This window comes from Moorena sp. SIO3I6 (assembly GCF_010672095.1).
Genome location: NZ_JAAHHU010000026.1, coordinates 24,623 through 39,877 on the forward strand (window position 1 = coordinate 24,623; position 15,255 = coordinate 39,877).

14 protein-coding genes are annotated in these 15,255 nt (G+C 45.0%); 10 read left to right on the top strand and 4 right to left on the bottom strand.

Features of this window, described 5'->3' with window-relative positions; translation table 11 throughout:
- Nucleotides 1-12 precede the first annotated feature (12 nt).
- From F6K49_RS09730 to F6K49_RS09740, 3 genes are all read left to right on the top strand, one after another.
- The gene (locus F6K49_RS09730; RefSeq protein ID WP_364302412.1) at nucleotides 13-1,722 is read left to right on the top strand and encodes a glycoside hydrolase; all 1,710 of its coding nucleotides are present in this window, start codon (nucleotides 13-15) and stop codon (nucleotides 1,720-1,722) included.
- Nucleotides 1,723-1,873: 151 nt separating this feature from the next.
- Complete coding sequence (locus F6K49_RS09735) at nucleotides 1,874-2,620, top strand: 2-phosphosulfolactate phosphatase family protein (protein WP_293096266.1); 747 nt, start codon at nucleotides 1,874-1,876, stop codon at nucleotides 2,618-2,620.
- 90 nt (nucleotides 2,621-2,710) lie between these two features.
- The gene (locus tag F6K49_RS09740) at nucleotides 2,711-2,926 is read left to right on the top strand and encodes a hypothetical protein (RefSeq protein ID WP_293096177.1); all 216 of its coding nucleotides are present in this window, start codon (nucleotides 2,711-2,713) and stop codon (nucleotides 2,924-2,926) included.
- A gap of 74 nt (nucleotides 2,927-3,000) precedes the next feature.
- Here the strand turns inward: F6K49_RS09740 and pheS are convergent, their stop codons facing one another.
- Nucleotides 3,001-4,002, bottom strand: coding sequence for a phenylalanine--tRNA ligase subunit alpha (pheS, locus tag F6K49_RS09745; protein WP_366514156.1), 1,002 nt, complete (start codon nucleotides 4,000-4,002; stop codon nucleotides 3,001-3,003).
- 171 nt (nucleotides 4,003-4,173) lie between these two features.
- Between pheS and surE the strand changes: the two genes are divergently transcribed.
- On the top strand, nucleotides 4,174-4,986 hold the full coding sequence (surE, locus tag F6K49_RS09750; protein WP_293096184.1) for a 5'/3'-nucleotidase SurE: 813 nt from the start codon (nucleotides 4,174-4,176) through the stop codon (nucleotides 4,984-4,986).
- Nucleotides 4,987-5,416: 430 nt separating this feature from the next.
- On the opposite strand, the gene F6K49_RS09755 is transcribed toward surE, so the two are convergent.
- The 3 genes from F6K49_RS09755 to glp all read right to left on the bottom strand — a co-directional run bounded on the left by F6K49_RS09755 (nucleotide 5,417) and on the right by glp (nucleotide 9,742).
- Complete coding sequence (locus F6K49_RS09755) at nucleotides 5,417-6,022, bottom strand: HD domain-containing phosphohydrolase (protein ID WP_293029945.1); 606 nt, start codon at nucleotides 6,020-6,022, stop codon at nucleotides 5,417-5,419.
- A gap of 245 nt (nucleotides 6,023-6,267) precedes the next feature.
- Nucleotides 6,268-7,896, bottom strand: coding sequence for a GTPase HflX (gene hflX, locus F6K49_RS09760; RefSeq protein WP_364302420.1), 1,629 nt, complete (start codon nucleotides 7,894-7,896; stop codon nucleotides 6,268-6,270).
- 511 nt (nucleotides 7,897-8,407) lie between these two features.
- Entirely contained in the window at nucleotides 8,408-9,742 is a 1,335-nt protein-coding gene (glp, locus tag F6K49_RS09765) for a gephyrin-like molybdotransferase Glp (RefSeq protein ID WP_293079545.1), read from the bottom strand.
- A 209-nt stretch (nucleotides 9,743-9,951) separates the two neighbouring features.
- Between glp and F6K49_RS09770 the strand changes: the two genes are divergently transcribed.
- The 6 genes from F6K49_RS09770 to F6K49_RS09795 all read left to right on the top strand — a co-directional run bounded on the left by F6K49_RS09770 (nucleotide 9,952) and on the right by F6K49_RS09795 (nucleotide 15,137).
- Nucleotides 9,952-11,307, top strand: coding sequence for a Mur ligase family protein (locus F6K49_RS09770; protein WP_293067628.1), 1,356 nt, complete (start codon nucleotides 9,952-9,954; stop codon nucleotides 11,305-11,307).
- Nucleotides 11,308-11,408: 101 nt separating this feature from the next.
- Nucleotides 11,409-12,236: a Uma2 family endonuclease gene (locus tag F6K49_RS09775; RefSeq protein ID WP_293037222.1), complete on the top strand. Its 828-nt coding sequence runs from the start codon at nucleotides 11,409-11,411 to the stop codon at nucleotides 12,234-12,236.
- 16 nt (nucleotides 12,237-12,252) lie between these two features.
- Nucleotides 12,253-13,422 carry a DUF58 domain-containing protein gene (locus tag F6K49_RS09780; RefSeq protein ID WP_293096198.1) on the top strand — a complete coding sequence of 390 codons (1,170 nt, stop codon included), beginning with the start codon at nucleotides 12,253-12,255 and terminating at the stop codon, nucleotides 13,420-13,422.
- A gap of 240 nt (nucleotides 13,423-13,662) precedes the next feature.
- Nucleotides 13,663-14,028, top strand: a complete 366-nt coding sequence (locus tag F6K49_RS09785; protein WP_070395220.1) for a ferredoxin-thioredoxin reductase catalytic domain-containing protein — start codon at nucleotides 13,663-13,665, stop codon at nucleotides 14,026-14,028.
- Entirely contained in the window at nucleotides 14,025-14,456 is a 432-nt protein-coding gene (locus F6K49_RS09790; RefSeq protein WP_293037216.1) for a DUF309 domain-containing protein, read from the top strand. Before F6K49_RS09785 ends, F6K49_RS09790 begins: the two co-directional genes overlap by 4 nt.
- A 198-nt stretch (nucleotides 14,457-14,654) precedes the next feature.
- Nucleotides 14,655-15,137 carry an LptA/OstA family protein gene (locus F6K49_RS09795; protein WP_070395222.1) on the top strand — a complete coding sequence of 161 codons (483 nt, stop codon included), beginning with the start codon at nucleotides 14,655-14,657 and terminating at the stop codon, nucleotides 15,135-15,137.
- The last annotated feature ends 118 nt before the right edge of the window (nucleotides 15,138-15,255 follow it).

Sequence of the window (15,255 nt, forward strand, 5' to 3'; positions counted from 1 at the left end):
AGCGATCGCACCATGTCTCATCCTCTATACGTTGCCTTTATCTGGCATCAGCACCAACCGATTTATAAATCCTACAACGGTGCCTCGGTGGCATCAGGCCAATATCATCTACCTTGGGTGCGCCTACATGGCACGAAAGATTACCTAGATTTGGTGCTGCTCCTAGAGAGCTACCCTAAGTTGCATCAAACGGTTAATCTAGTACCAACTCTAATTTTGCAACTGGAAGATTACATTGCTGGTACTGCTTTCGATCCTTATCTGACCCTAGCGCTAACCTCCACTGAACAACTGAATCAACACCAGAAGCAATTTATCATCGAACATTTCTTTGATGGCAATCACTACACCCTGATTGACCCCCATCCCCGTTATCGAGAACTGTATGAGAGCCGCCAGGATAAGGGTAAAGAGTGGTGCCTAAACAATTGGACACTAGAGGATTACAGCGACCTACTAGCATGGCATAACCTAGCGTGGATTGATCCGTTGTTTTGGGATGATCCCGATATTGCTAGATGGTTGGAGCAGGGGCGAAACTTCACTTTGTCAGACCGACAGCGCATTTACTCCAAGCAACGAGAAATCCTCAGCCGCATCATCCCCCAGCACCGGAAAATGCAAGATGCTGGTCAACTGGAAATAACTACAAGTCCCTATACTCACCCTATTCTACCGTTGTTAGTAGATACGAATTATGGTCATGTAGCTGTTCCTGAGATGAGTCTACCCCAACAGCGATTTCAGTGGGAGGAGGATATTCCCCGACACCTCCAGAAGGCTTGGCAGATGTATACAGAAAAATTTGGACGAGCTCCACGTGGGCTATGGCCTTCCGAACAGTCAGTCAGTCCTGAAATTTTACCTTACATTGCCGAAGCTGGGTTTAATTGGATTTGCTCTGATGAAATAGTATTGGGTTGCAGTATCAACCACTTTTTCCATCGGGATGAGAGAGGGAATGTTACCGAACCAGAGTTACTTTACCGCCCTTATCGTCTAGAAACAGATCACAAAGACCTAGCAATTGTGTTTCGAGACCACCACTTATCAGATTTGATTGGCTTTACCTATGGGTCAATGTCACCGACTAAGGCAACGGCTGATTTCCTGGGACATTTAGACGGGATTCGCGCTTCCCTTGCGATCGCAGAGTGTAACCCTGACACCTCGAAACCCCAGCAATCTGAGGCTTGCAGCGGTTTAGAACAGCCTTGGCTAGTCACGATTGCTTTAGATGGGGAGAATTGCTGGGAAAACTATTCCGAAGATGGTTTACCCTTCCTCCAATGCCTCTATCAAAGTCTGAGTGATCATCCTCATATCAAACTCGTAACGGTTTCTGAGTTTATCGAACCATTTTCCCCTACAGAAACTATTCCGATCAGTCAACTACATAGTGGTTCCTGGATAGATGGTAGCTTCACCACTTGGATTGGTGACCCAGTCAAGAATCAAGCTTGGGACTTACTAAGTGCAGCACGACAAACCTTAGCCAAGCATCCAGAAGCCACGGAAGAAAATAATCCAGAAGTTTGGGAAGCTTTGTATGCAGCAGAAGGTTCTGACTGGTTTTGGTGGTTTGGTGAGGGTCATTCGTCCAACCAAGATGCCGTCTTTGACCAGCTGTTCCGGGAACATTTGTCGGGGATTTACCGAGCACTGAATGAGCCAATGCCACCTAATCTCAAACACCCCTTAGTATCTCTTCAGGTACCTTGATTGAACCGGCTAACTAATATACTATTATTTGTGGCTGTCGTGCCCGATAAATTGGGCTGCCATTAGGCTGGCTGGTTTAATCGGCAAGATTAATCAGGCTAGTTATGTCAAGGAAAATTTCAGCAGTCCAGAAACCAACTATATCCAAGCCGTGAAGCTATCTATCTACCACACCCCGGAAGAAACTCCGAAAGACACCTTACCAGACTGTGCGATCGCAATTGATGTCCTGCGAGCCACGACGACCATGGCTACAGCTTTAAATGCTGGTGCTGAAGCGGTGCAAGTGTTCAGTGATATTGACCAGTTAATGGAAATCAGCGAACAATGGCCCACTGACAAACGGCTAAGAGCTGGGGAAAGGGGTGGTAAAATGGTAGAGGGCTGTGATATGGGTAATTCACCCTTGATTTGCACACCTGAGCGAGTAGAGGGAAGGCGACTATTCATCAGTACCACCAACGGTACCCGTGCCTTACAGCGTGTCCAAAATTCCCCGGTAGTCCTAGCCGCCGCCTTAGTCAATCGTCTGGCAGCAGTGGAGTATTTACTGACCCACAAACCAGATACTATTTGGCTAGTGGGGTCAGGTTGGGAAGGATCCTACTCCCTAGAAGACACGGTTTGTGCTGGGGCGATTAGTCAAAGGCTTATGGAAGAAACCGGAGACTCAGTGGATGACATTGCTGGTAATGATGAAGTAATTGGTGCGATCGCACTTTACTCCCAGTGGCAAGATAAATTACTAGAGATGTTCTATCACGCTAGTCACGGAAAACGCCTGCTGCGGCTCAATGGTCATGAAGATTTAAAGTATTGCGCTCAAACTGATGTATTAGACGCTTTACCGATTCAGAAAGAACCAGGGGTTTTGGTTAACAACCCAGTTAGCAGGTAACAGGCACGTAACTAAAGACAGCTTTTTAGCTGTTTTAGTTTACGTACGAAATTATTTTTTATTTTTTTAGCTTTCCTCTAATTTTTGGGAATGAACTCACCAGAATTTAATTCACTTAACCAACTTTTCGAAGGACTAAGTGAAGAAGAATTAGCTCAACGATTGGGAGTGGAACCAGCAACACTCCAACAATTAAGAGAGCAACCTAATTTTCAGCAGTGGAGTCAGGATAAAGACCCAGAATCAGTTTCCTGGCGATACCAGAAGGATAAGCAACGCTATATAGTAAACTTATCCTTTGGATGATTCTGGTTTACTTTGTAATTGTTTTTTTTGATTAATCATAGTTTCCTCGAATCTATCAGTAAGGCTAATCAAAACTAAAACTGCTTCAAAAAGCGCAAATCACTGTTATACAAGCGACGAATATCATCAATCTGATGCAGCACCATGGCAAATCGTTCTACTCCAAAACCAGCAGCGAAACCTGTAGAAATTTCAGGATCATAGCCTACAGCCTTGAGTACATTGGGGTCAACCATACCGCAACCCATCACTTCTAACCATTTCCCTTTCCACTGCACATCCACCTCTGCTGAAGGTTCAGTGAAAGGAAAATAACTGGCACGGAAACGCACTTCTAACTCTTCCCCAAACATTGCCTCCAAAAATTCCTTAAGGGTACCTTTGAGGTCCGTAAAGGTTATCCCTTCATCCACTGCCAACAGTTCTATCTGATGGAACACTGCCGAGTGGGTAGCATCTACCGTATCCCGTCGATAAACTCGACCAGGTGCCACAATCCGAATCGGTGGCTCATGGTTTTCCATGTAGCGAATCTGTACCGAAGAGGTATGGGTACGCAGCAAATTACCATCGGGCAAGTAGAATGTATCTTGCATATCCCGAGCCGGATGGTCAGGGGGAGTATTCAGGGACTCAAAGTTATAGTAATCTGTCTCCATCTCTGGGCCAGTAGCAATGGTGTAGCCTAAACCAACAAAAATATCTAATGCCCGATCAATGGTGCTATTGAGAGGGTGAATTCGACCTTGGGGACGATATACCCCTGGCATAGTCACATCCAGGGTTTCTGAACGCAATTTTGCCTGAATTTCAGCTGCTTTCAGCTCTTGCAGCCTCTGCTCTAGGTTCTGCTGGAGGGTTTCTTTGACAACATTTGCGATCGCACCAATCTTAGGTCGGTCTGCTGGTGCTAACTTACCCATTCCCCGCAATATCTGAGACAGTTGCCCTTTCTTGCCTAGGTAATTAATGCGCAACTGTTCCAAGTTTTCCAAGGTATCAGCAGAAGCGATCGCAATGGTTGCTTCTTCTTTGAGTGTAGCTAGTTGGGTCTCAATCTCGTTGAGGCTTGTCATCAGTAATTTTAGGTTAATAAGAGAAGAACCGGAAACCCCTGTCATTTATGCAGGACTGTTTCATTTTACTGAAAAAATTGTCAGGTGAGTGGGGTAGATGGTCTTAGAATATATCAATTTCAGATTAAAATCGAACAGCGACTTTTATCTTTAGCTGTAGCCTCATATCCTATGAAATTGCTGATCAGCAACGATGATGGTATCTTCGCCCTTGGTGTACGTACCCTTGCCAACACCCTCGCTGAAGCGGGGCACAATGTTACCGTAGTATGTCCTGACCGAGAGCGCTCAGCAACTGGTCACGGTTTGACCCTCCATGACCCGATCCGTGCTGAAATTATAGATGACATCTTTCATCCCAAGGTTACTGCTTGGTCTTGTTCTGGAACCCCTTCAGACTGTGTAAAACTGGCTTTGTGGGCATTAATGGATACCGCACCAGATTTAGTGCTTTCTGGGATTAACCATGGCTCTAACCTGGGTACTGATGTCCTCTACTCTGGCACTGTTTCAGCCGCTATGGAAGGGGTAATCGGAGGGATTCCCAGCATTGCCTTCAGTCTAGCTACCTACACCTCAAAGCAGTTTCAAGTAGCGGCTTCATTTGCGAAAACTCTACTAAATCAGCTGTCAGAGCAACCTTTACCAAAAACAACATTACTCAATGTGAACGTGCCAGCTGTTAAGCTCTCAGAAATAGCTGGTATTGCCATTACCCGTCAAGGGATTCGTCGTTATATCGAGAATTTTGAGAAACGAGTTGATCCCCGAGGTAAAATCTATTACTGGTTAGCTGGTGAAGTTATTGAGGATGTGGAACAACCCGATCATATTCACTTACCTCAAGATATCCCTACTGATGTTCAGGCAATTCGCAACAACTACATTACCATCACCCCTTTACAATATAACCTCACTGATACCGCTAGGGTGTATCACTTGAAGCAGTTGAAACTGGGTCAGGATGAAGGATGTTCGCCGTAGGCTTTCCTTGTAGGGTTTCATCAAGGAGGGAAAATAAAGGATGAAGGATAAAGTTTGGCAAAATTTACCTGAATTTATATTTAAAAATGAGGAGATTTACTGCTTTTATACAGAAATAAAATTGACCGTTTAATCCTCAAAAATAAGGTAAAAAGCACCCATGCTGCGACAACTTTAGTCAGCGGATTTCTATAACCATTGAAGCAGGCATTGATGAGATACTTCGTAATTGTAAGACCTGTTGGCAATAGCTTAAAAAAGAAAAAGGTGAAACCAACTAGTCAACTATTTTTTTATTCAACTTTCAACTTTCAACTTTCAACCTTAAGCATTCAACCTTCAAACTTCAACCTTCAACTTTCAACTTTAAACCTTCAACTTTCAACCTTCAATTTTAAACCTTCAACCTTAAACCTTCAACTTTAAACCTTCAACCACCGCCTCGATAGTACAGTTCAAGAAAGCGGAAAAACTTTTCACAGAGTTCTGGATCTCTTGCACCAACGTTTATTTCTTTGGTAATTTCTGCTACCGCCTGTTTCCAGTAGGGGCGAATGCCTGGGGGATCACTACGGTTACGATATAGCCGCTTGCTGATGATAGCATCTGCCGCATTCACCAGCTGAAAGACCTGAACAATGTAAGGAATTTTCTCACCACGCAACCCATCCGGATAACCAGTGCCATTCAGCCTCTCTTGGTGGGTACGCACTAAGAATGCAAACTCCTTCAGGAGTGGATGCTGGTTACAAATCAGTTCTGAAACTTCAGGATACTCCTTAACTTTTGTCCACTCCTTTTCTGTCAGCGGTCCTGTTTTGAACAGGATCTGATCGGGAATGCTAATTTTCCCTAAACCGTGGCAATAGCACAAAAAAACCAGCTGACGCATTGCTTCTGGCTCTAAGTTTAACCAGCGCCCAAAATGCATGCACATAGTTCGCAGACGATAGCACCTTAAGCCAATCGGGACGTTGCGAGCCAACTGGATTTGTTCAAGGAAATTTAGGATATCGGCGTCCCCAGAACGAAGCATCAAACTTTGAAGTTGGTTTTGGTTTTAACAATTAAATTATCCCTATCTATTAGCTTACAGTTGTGATTTTTTTATGAAGCTAACCCAGTTTATTAAGTCATTATATCATAATGGTAGTCCTCTAAAAGTAGTAATAGACTTTGGTGAAATCGACTCCTAGCAAGACATAAAACTGCCAAAATAACTACTTGTTTAGAACGAGCGAACTCACGATTTTAGTTATTTTTTTATGAAGCTGATTCACTTTATTGAGTTGCGATCGCATAGTGAACTAACTCAACTAGTTTCTGACGCAATGTCTCCAGTCCAAGACGTTTACTAGCAGAAATAAAGACTCCTTGAGGAAATTCTTCTTTCGCTAACGCTAGGGTATCACTATCTACTTGGTCGATTTTATTAAATACTACTAAAATCGGTCCTGGTGTAATGGGCATATCCCTCAGAATCCCCATTACAGAACGAATGTGACTAGCCCACGCTGAATGGGATAAATCCACTAAATGCAGCAAAGCATCTGCTTCTGTTACTTCTTCGAGGGTAGCCCGAAATGAATCTACTAAGGGTGGGGGTAACTCGTGAATAAACCCTACCGTATCGATCAATAGCATAGCGCTAGATTTCCCCGTTACTGAGTCAACAATAGGTAAGCGTCGGGTGGTGGGGTCAAGGGTAGCAAATAACTGGTCAGCGGTATAAACCTCAGCATTGGTTAGGGTATTCAACAGGGTAGATTTGCCAGCATTTGTATAACCAACGACCGCTACTGTCGGAACATCCTGTTGCTGACGCCGCTGCCTTAACCTTGACCGATGAGCCTGTAATTGGTTTACTTCTTGTTGAAGTCGGGCAATTCGACGCTGAATGGAGCGACGTTCGGTTTCCAGTTTGGTTTCACCCGGACCACGAGTACCAATGCCACCCCCTAACCGGGACATCGCCTGACCCCGACCAGTAAGGCGAGGCAACATATATTCTAGTTGTGCCAGTTCCACCTGCAATTTACCAGCACGGGACTGAGCTCTTTGGGCGAAAATATCGAGAATCACTTCAGTACGGTCTACAACCCGAACACCAATTTGGGATTCTAGGTTGCGAGCTTGTGCTGGTGATAGGTCGCGGTCAAATACTACCAGATTAGCGGCTAGAGTTTGGGTAGTCAGGGCAATTTCCTCTACTTTACCGCTACCAACTACTGTTTGGGGATGGGGATGCGATCGCTTTTGCTGGATTACCCCTAATACTTCTCCACCAGCGGTTTCCACCAACCGCCCAATTTCTGCTAAGCCATCTTCAAATCGCTCTGGGCTGATTTTTTCAGTCATTAACCCTATAATCAGCACCCTATCTTGGTCAACATCGACTTCCTGAGCCACAAATTGCCGTCGAAACTCAGCTTCTAGCTCTTCGACCAATTCCTGGAAATCCTGCTTGGTCAGAATATCCAGACTAATGGGTGATGATACACTCCAATTTAGGAGTTGAGAGTCTACCTTATTGTGTCCTTCTGAGTTACTAGGAGGGAGCAAATGTGCGAGATAGGTTTCTTTGATATAACCTGTTGCTCCACCACCCCGCCTTATCATACCTGACCCAGTAATCGTAAGTACCACCAATGCATCCAATCGCTGAATTGCCATAGCCGTGAGGGTAGATTCTCTAGGGGTTTCTGATTTGAGCTGAGTGGCGATACAGCGAATCCCGCACAATCGTTCAGCACCGTAACGGGGCAATTCCAGGGGAGGAATTTTGGTCTGAGTAGGGGTACCTACAGCCACACGAATCACTTGTCCCCGGCGATTGATGTAGGTGCATAGGGGCTGTTGAATGTCTGTGCTAATGGCTGCAACACGTTGAGCAAACTCCGGTGTAGTCAAGTTATCGCTAGGTAAGCGTTGGTGATACAGCCGTTTTAGTTGCTTGAGCTGGCTAGGCTTAAGACCTTGAAGATTACCGTAGATAGTATCGATAGGCGCTACTGACCAGTAACCTGGTTTCCAAGACTACTCTATCTATTTTAGGACTTACACAGTGAAACCAAAAATCCGGCTTTGCTACGGGTATAGGGTGATGGGGTGGGTGACCGGTTGACCGGGTGTGGCGAGCAAGGTATGACAACAAAGCGTTAGTCCACAGGAATTACGCACCAAGACCCTTAAAACCCAGTTTCTGGTTATAAATTAAAGATGCTTGCTTCCATGGCTTTTACCTTTTAGACATCTCCAGAAACTCGGTTTTGACCCAGGCAGTCCAAGGGTTTGAGGTTAATTTTTGGAGATGTCTATTATATCAAATCCGGATAATTGTCTACATTTACGATATCTAGACAAAATCTTTTTGCCCCTGCTCCCCTCCTACCCTGCTCGCCTCACCAGGAAGTATGGTTATTCAACCGGATTTCATATTACCTTTTGCCCTAGCCAAACCTTCCCCTACCTGTAAGACTAATACTGATTCACCAGCCCGAATCAAGGTTTTACCGATTGGCACCAGCGCTAGACCATTGGTATAAGCAAGATTAATCAAATTACCAGAACTATGACTACCACTGGCCAGATGAAATTCGTAGGCACCAGCTGCATCTAAACACAGTTGTCCCCACAGGTAAGTTTCCCGGCTTCCACCGGCATGTAAGTCATTAGATGCGATCGCTTTGACAAAAATTGGTTTCGAGACTTCCTCCGGTAAACCAGATAGTTTTAACAGTGCTGGTTTAACAAACCGCCAACAACTAACTAGTGCTGAAACGGGATTCCCAGGTAGACCAAAGTACAGTACTGGACGTTTTGAACAGGAGGGAGTGCTAGAAAGGTCACTGTCTTCTATGGAATTAGGCAAGGGGGAGGTAAAGGTAGCAACTGTTAGGGGTTTACCGGGTTTAACGGCAACCGAGTGGATGTGAATCTCTGCCCCGAGCTGGGCTAAGATTTTGTCTACATAGTCATAATCTCCCACTGATACACCGCCAGTAGATAGAACCATATCTGCTTCGGAGATAGCGTTTGCGATCGCATTTTTTAGATCGTCTGGCTGATCGCGCACAATCCCCATAGCTATGGGTACTCCCCCTAAGAGGGAGACAAAGGTAGCCAAGGCATACTGATTAGAATCGACAATTTGACCAGGTTTTAGGGGTTGGTCAGGGGTTACTAGCTCGTTGCCAGTGGAAAAAATTGCCACCCGAGGACGCCGATACACTGTCAATTGGTTACACTGAGCTGCAGCTAAAATGGCGATTTCTGGAGCACCAAGCCTAATTCCTGGTTTCATAAGACTGGTTTGGGCTTGGTAAAAAGATGCCCGATGACGGACAAAGGCTTGGGGTTGGGGAGCCTCCAAAATCACCACCTGGTTGTCCTGGAGCTTGGTGTTTTCTTGGATCACCACCGTATCAGCTCCTTTTGGCATACAACCTCCAGTAAAAATCCGTGACGCTTGTCCGGGTTTGACTTCACATTGGGGTTGATATCCAGCAGGGATTTCTTCTACTATAGTTAAAACTACTGGTTGTTCGCGATTGCAGGATTGGACATCGCTATAACGCACGGCATACCCATCCATGGCTGAATTATCCCAGTGGGGAAAATCTAAGTTACTGGTCACTGTTGCTGCCAGAATTCTATTAGTGGCAGCGGATAGCTCTACCACCTGTGTTTCCAGCCGTGGGTCAAAGGGTTGAACCAAATTGAGAATGATTGACTCTGCTTCTTGAACTGCTAGCATTGCCTATTAAGTATGAAAGATGAACGATGCAGCACTATTGCATGAAGGACACAGTGAAGTACTTGCGCTGTGGTGGGCGTGAAATCTTCCCTAATTATCCTCCACTTCATCAATGGTAGGTTTTTAGTTTTGATCGGAAGTTTCGATTCTGATCGGTTCATCTTTGGTTCCAACTCTTTAATCCACGAACAACTTGTAGCTTTCATCCCGTGACTAGATCAATTATCGATAGATTACGATTAGGGTTATCCGTAGGCATTGCCAAAACCGTCACCGCTCTGGTTCGGTTATTAAACCTAGGGGCAGCAAGTGTTCTGCCTGGAGCAATTGCCCGTCGTCTCCAGCCTCAAGTGCTTCCCTTACTCTTGGATCAGGTCAGACGAGGTGTGATTCTAATTGTTGGTACTAACGGTAAAACTACCACCTCTCTACTTCTATGCACTATCCTGGAAGACCTTGGTTGGCAAGTTGCTCACAATAGTACTGGGGCAAATTTGATTAATGGCTTAGTGACCGCACTCCTAGTTAATACCAATGGCATTGGTCAGTTGGATGCTGACTACGCCCTTTTGGAAGTAGATGAAAATGTGCTGCCCTTGCTATTGCTTGATTGTCAGCCTAAATTTATTTTGGGCTTAAACCTGTTTCGTGACCAGCTGGATCGTTATGGGGAAGTGGATACTATTAGCCGTCGCTGGCAAAATGCGATCGCTCCCTTACCTGAGGAAACCGTTGTAGTTTTAAACGGCGATGACCCTACCCTGTCTTACCTCGGTCAACAGTTACCCCAGAGAGTCCTTTTCTTTGGGTTAAGTGAGCCAGATCTCTATCTTGATGAAATTCCCCATGCCGTTGACTCAATTTACTGCCCCAGTTGTGGACATCCCCTGGACTATGAGGGGGTTTATCTGTCCCATCTAGGAGACTATCACTGTCCTCAATGTGGCTTTAGTAAACCTCAACTCGGAGTCAATAGTAGCCAGTGGCCACAAATATTAATTGGTATCTATAACAAATACAATACATTGGCAGCGGGATTACTAGCCATAGAGATGGGAATTGACCGGGATACCATCTACAACAGTATTAAAACCTTCCGCGCTGCCTTTGGACGAGCAGAAGAATTAGTTGTGGATGGGAAGCGGGTTCGGATTCTGTTGTCCAAAAATCCAGTAGGGATGAATGAAACGATTCGAGCTGTTAATGACTTGCAAAAACAAGGTGGAGCATCCACTAAGCTAGTGGTACTCAATGACCGAACCCCCGATGGCACAGATGTGTCTTGGATTTGGGATGTGGATACAGAGAAATTAGTGAACTCAGGGGGAACTGTGGTAGTCAGTGGCGATCGCGTTTATGATATGGCACTCCGTCTACAATACAGCCAGAATCAAGACCAGAATCAAGACCAGACTAATTGCCAATTGATTATTAAAGAAGATTTATCAGACGCGATCGCTACCGCTTTGGACGAAACTCCAGCTGACGAAACCCTTCATATTTTGCCTACTTATTCTGCCATGTTGGAAGTGCGGGGACTTTTGACTGGGCGCAAAATTTTGTAGGTATTTTTAAGGGAGATAATTGGAAATTTTATTAAGTCCTGACTCATGAAAAATTATGCCAAAATAAATCTATACCCCCAGCAGTAGCCGATCAGGAAACCATGACTCAAAGTATTGACCGGGTTGTTTTACCTCCTCCTTTCCCAGATCACACCCAACTACCAGAATCAGATGGAAGTTTTGTGAAAAATTTTCAGGAACACCCCCAAAGCATATTACTGACAGATTCGATTGGACCAGTTTTACAGCAAATCCATCCTGATGGACACTATGCCATTGGGCAAGACTGTGGTATTTATTGGCGAGAAACTGACCCACCCGAAAAAGGAGCAGAAGCTCCTGACTGGTTTTATGTTCCCAATGTTCCCCCTAAGTTAGATGGTGAAATTCGCCGTTCCTACGTTATATGGCGAGAATATATCGCTCCTTTAATTGCTCTTGAATTTGCCAGTGGGAACGGGGAAGAAGAACGAGACCAAACTCCTCTATCCCGAAGTGAGGAAGGAAAAGTAACTAAACCAGGCAAATTTTGGGTTTATGAGCAGATTATACGCATTGCCTATTACGGTATTTATGAAATCAAAACTGGTAACTTGGAGGTCTATGAATTCCTTAAAGGTTTCTATCACAAAATGAAGCCCAACGAGCGAGGTCATTATCCCATTGAACCATTAGGAATCGAATTGGGACTGTGGCAGGGAACCTATCAAAATCAAAACCAACTCTGGTTAAGGTGGTGGGATAACCAAGGTAATCTATTGCTGATTGGTAATGAGCGGGCGGAAGTAGAACATGCACGAGCTCAAAAAGCTGAACAGGCAATCTTCGAGGCTGTGCCCCGTTTCCTGAAGATGGGACTAACAGTGGAACAGGTAGCAGAAGCCCTTAGCTTGAGTGTAGAACAGGTACGAGAACAAGTTGAGGGTTGAATAACTGTAAAAAGTCATGAGCATTATCAAACAAACCACCGAATGGTTAGAAACCAACTGGGTTAATCCCGCCTATGGAGGTTTGCTTTTAGCAGGAATTGCCATTTGTTTCTTTGGCGCTGCCACCAATACCATGGCAGGATGGCTCTATGTGATCAGTGCAATTATTTTTGCCCTACTGGTAATTGCCGCTATCTTGCCAGTGCGATCGCTTAACCATCTATCAGTACGCCGACGTCCGATCTCACCAGTCAGTGTGGGAGACCAGTTAACCATTGAACTAGAAATCGAAAACCCCACCCTCGGACCTCAAACCCTATTACAAGTTCAGGATATGCTCCCACCGGAACTGGGAGCTATGACCAAAACACCAGTAGCTAGCATTCCAGCCCAAAGTGTCCATCGCTGGGTTTATTACCATCCCACCCCCAAACGAGGAGTCTATCGTTGGCACCAGGTACAATTGAGAACTGCCACACCCTTGGGATTATTTTGGTGCCGTCGCCGTCGATATGTCAGCGCTAGGGCAGTAGTTTATCCCACTGTACTCCCCCTTACTTGCTGTCCCCTAGTGGATGAAATCGGTGAAGAGGACAGTATGCAAGTCCAAAGCGATCGCAAATCTCAATCACTTAGCCAAGACCTTACCAAAGCACTACGACCTTACCGAGTTGGTGACCCTACCCGTCTGATTCACTGGCGCACCAGTGCTCGTTACGGTGAATTACTGGTACGGGAGTTAGAAGTATTGACTGGTTCTCAAGAAATTATCATATGCCTCGATAGCTCCAGTCAATGGCATCCCGAAGACTTTGAACAAGCCGTGATTGCTGCTGCTTCTATGTACTCCTATGCTTGTCGGACTCAGCCAAATGTGAAATTATGGACACCAATAACAGGGTTATTGCACGGCAGTTCAGTAGTGTTAGAAGCCCTTGCTGCCACCCAAGCCGGAGTTGATGGGAAAGCTGAAGAGCAACCCTATTTACCCCCCTATCTACCCTTGATCTGGCTGACTCAAAATCCTGTTAGTCTTAACTCCCTACCCCCTGGAAGTCGTTGCTTACTTTGGCCAAAAGATGTATCCGTGGGGAAGCCAGTCCAACAACTTAAGCGCGATAGTTTGGGAATTGTAATTAATACGACTGAGCCCCTAAAACCCCAGTTACAGCAACCGATACGATAGCAAATAAGCTGTGGAACGCAACGGATTATGACGGAGCTAAGGTCAGGTTGTTTGCAGTCTGGTCTGCTGATTTAGGGTAGAGCAGAAGGTTTTGGTATTTCTTAACACCAATTCAACCGATCAAGCAATTATCCTAAACTATGTTATGTATCGCTATCCCAACGATCAACAAATATCCGATTTACCTGTAAGACAGTACGATACAATTCTAAGAACTCTTTCATAACTGAATTTTACTAAATGACTACATCACCAATAGCTAATCAAGCCAGTGATAGTAAACTGGAGGCGATGCAAAACTTTGCTCAGACTTATGCTCAGCGGACTGATACTTACTTCTGTGTTGACCCAAGCGTAACTGCTGTGGTTATTGAGGGACTTGCCAAAAACAAAGAAGAACTCGGTGCTCCCTTATGCCCTTGCCGCCATTATGAAGACAAAGAAGCAGAGGTGAAAGCTACCTTCTGGAATTGCCCTTGTGTCCCAATGCGGGAACGCAAGGAGTGCCACTGTATGTTATTTTTGACCCCGGATAACGATTTTGCGGGTGATAAGCAAGAAATTTCCCTAGACGAAATTAAAGCTGCGCGAGATAGCATGGCATGACAGCCATAGTACTACCTGAAGAATTTTGGCAGGGTGTCGATCAATTTAATCAGCAAGAGTTTTACGCTTGTCACGACACCCTTGAAGCTTTATGGATAGAAGCAGTTGAGCCGCAAAAGCGGTTTTATCAAGGCATTTTACAAATAGCTGTTGGCTGCTACCACCTAGGTAATCTAAACTGGCGTGGTGCAGTGGTTTTACTCGGTGAAGGGATTGGACGTCTCAGTAACTATCAACCGGACTATGGGGGGATTGATGTCACTGAGCTACTATCTCAAAGTGTTAATCTCCTACAGGCATTGCAAAACGTTGGCTCAGAGCAAGTTGCTGATTTTGTTAGACAGTTAGAGGCGGCTGACAGCAATGATGTTGTAGTTGGTGGCGAAGGGGTTAGGGGTTTTCCAAAACTCAAAGGAGTTGATGGTTAACCATTAACTTGTTAACCATTAGTTGTTAGCACATGCTTTGAAGGGATGAGAAACTTTGTTGGTGCCTAGTCGTCAAAACTAAAACACGTGCCTTAGAGCAAAAAGCCCATTTTAATTCCCAAGCTATGGCTGGATTTGCTTAAACTAGTAGGCAGAACAGCTTATTGGTATTCGAGATCAGTCATCACACACAACAGCATGAAGTCCGACCTTAAATATACTAACCGATTAAGGCATAATCTAGGTCTAAGATTATTCTTGCCAGTTACCTTGGTAGGTGCGATCGCATTACCAACTTTCCTTAACATCCCCCAAGCACAAGCCCAAAATAAACCATCAGCTGCTGATGGAAGTGCCTTGACGGTTCGCTCTGATGTCCAGGAAGCTAACTCCAAAACTGGCGTAGTCACAGCCCGTGGCAATGTCCAAATTAACTATCCCGCTCGCCAAATACAAGCAACTGCAGCCCAAGCCCAATACTTCAGCCGTGAGCGTCGTCTGGTTCTCAATGGCAATGTTTTTGTGTTGCAGGAGGGCAATAGTATTCAGGGTGAAACCATTACCTATTTGATTGATGAAGGACGCTTTGTAGCCCTGCCTCAACAGAACCAACAGGTAGAATCAATTTACATCGTTACAGACTCAGACAGCACCACATCACCGGCTCCAGGGCTTCCCTAGCTAAATCAACCCCTACCATCAGTCATTATGGCTTAAAAACTAGATCTTAATTGATAGAATAGCCTGCAACCACTTATGGTCATTTCCTGGTCATTAGTTAATTACCAAGTATATAAAG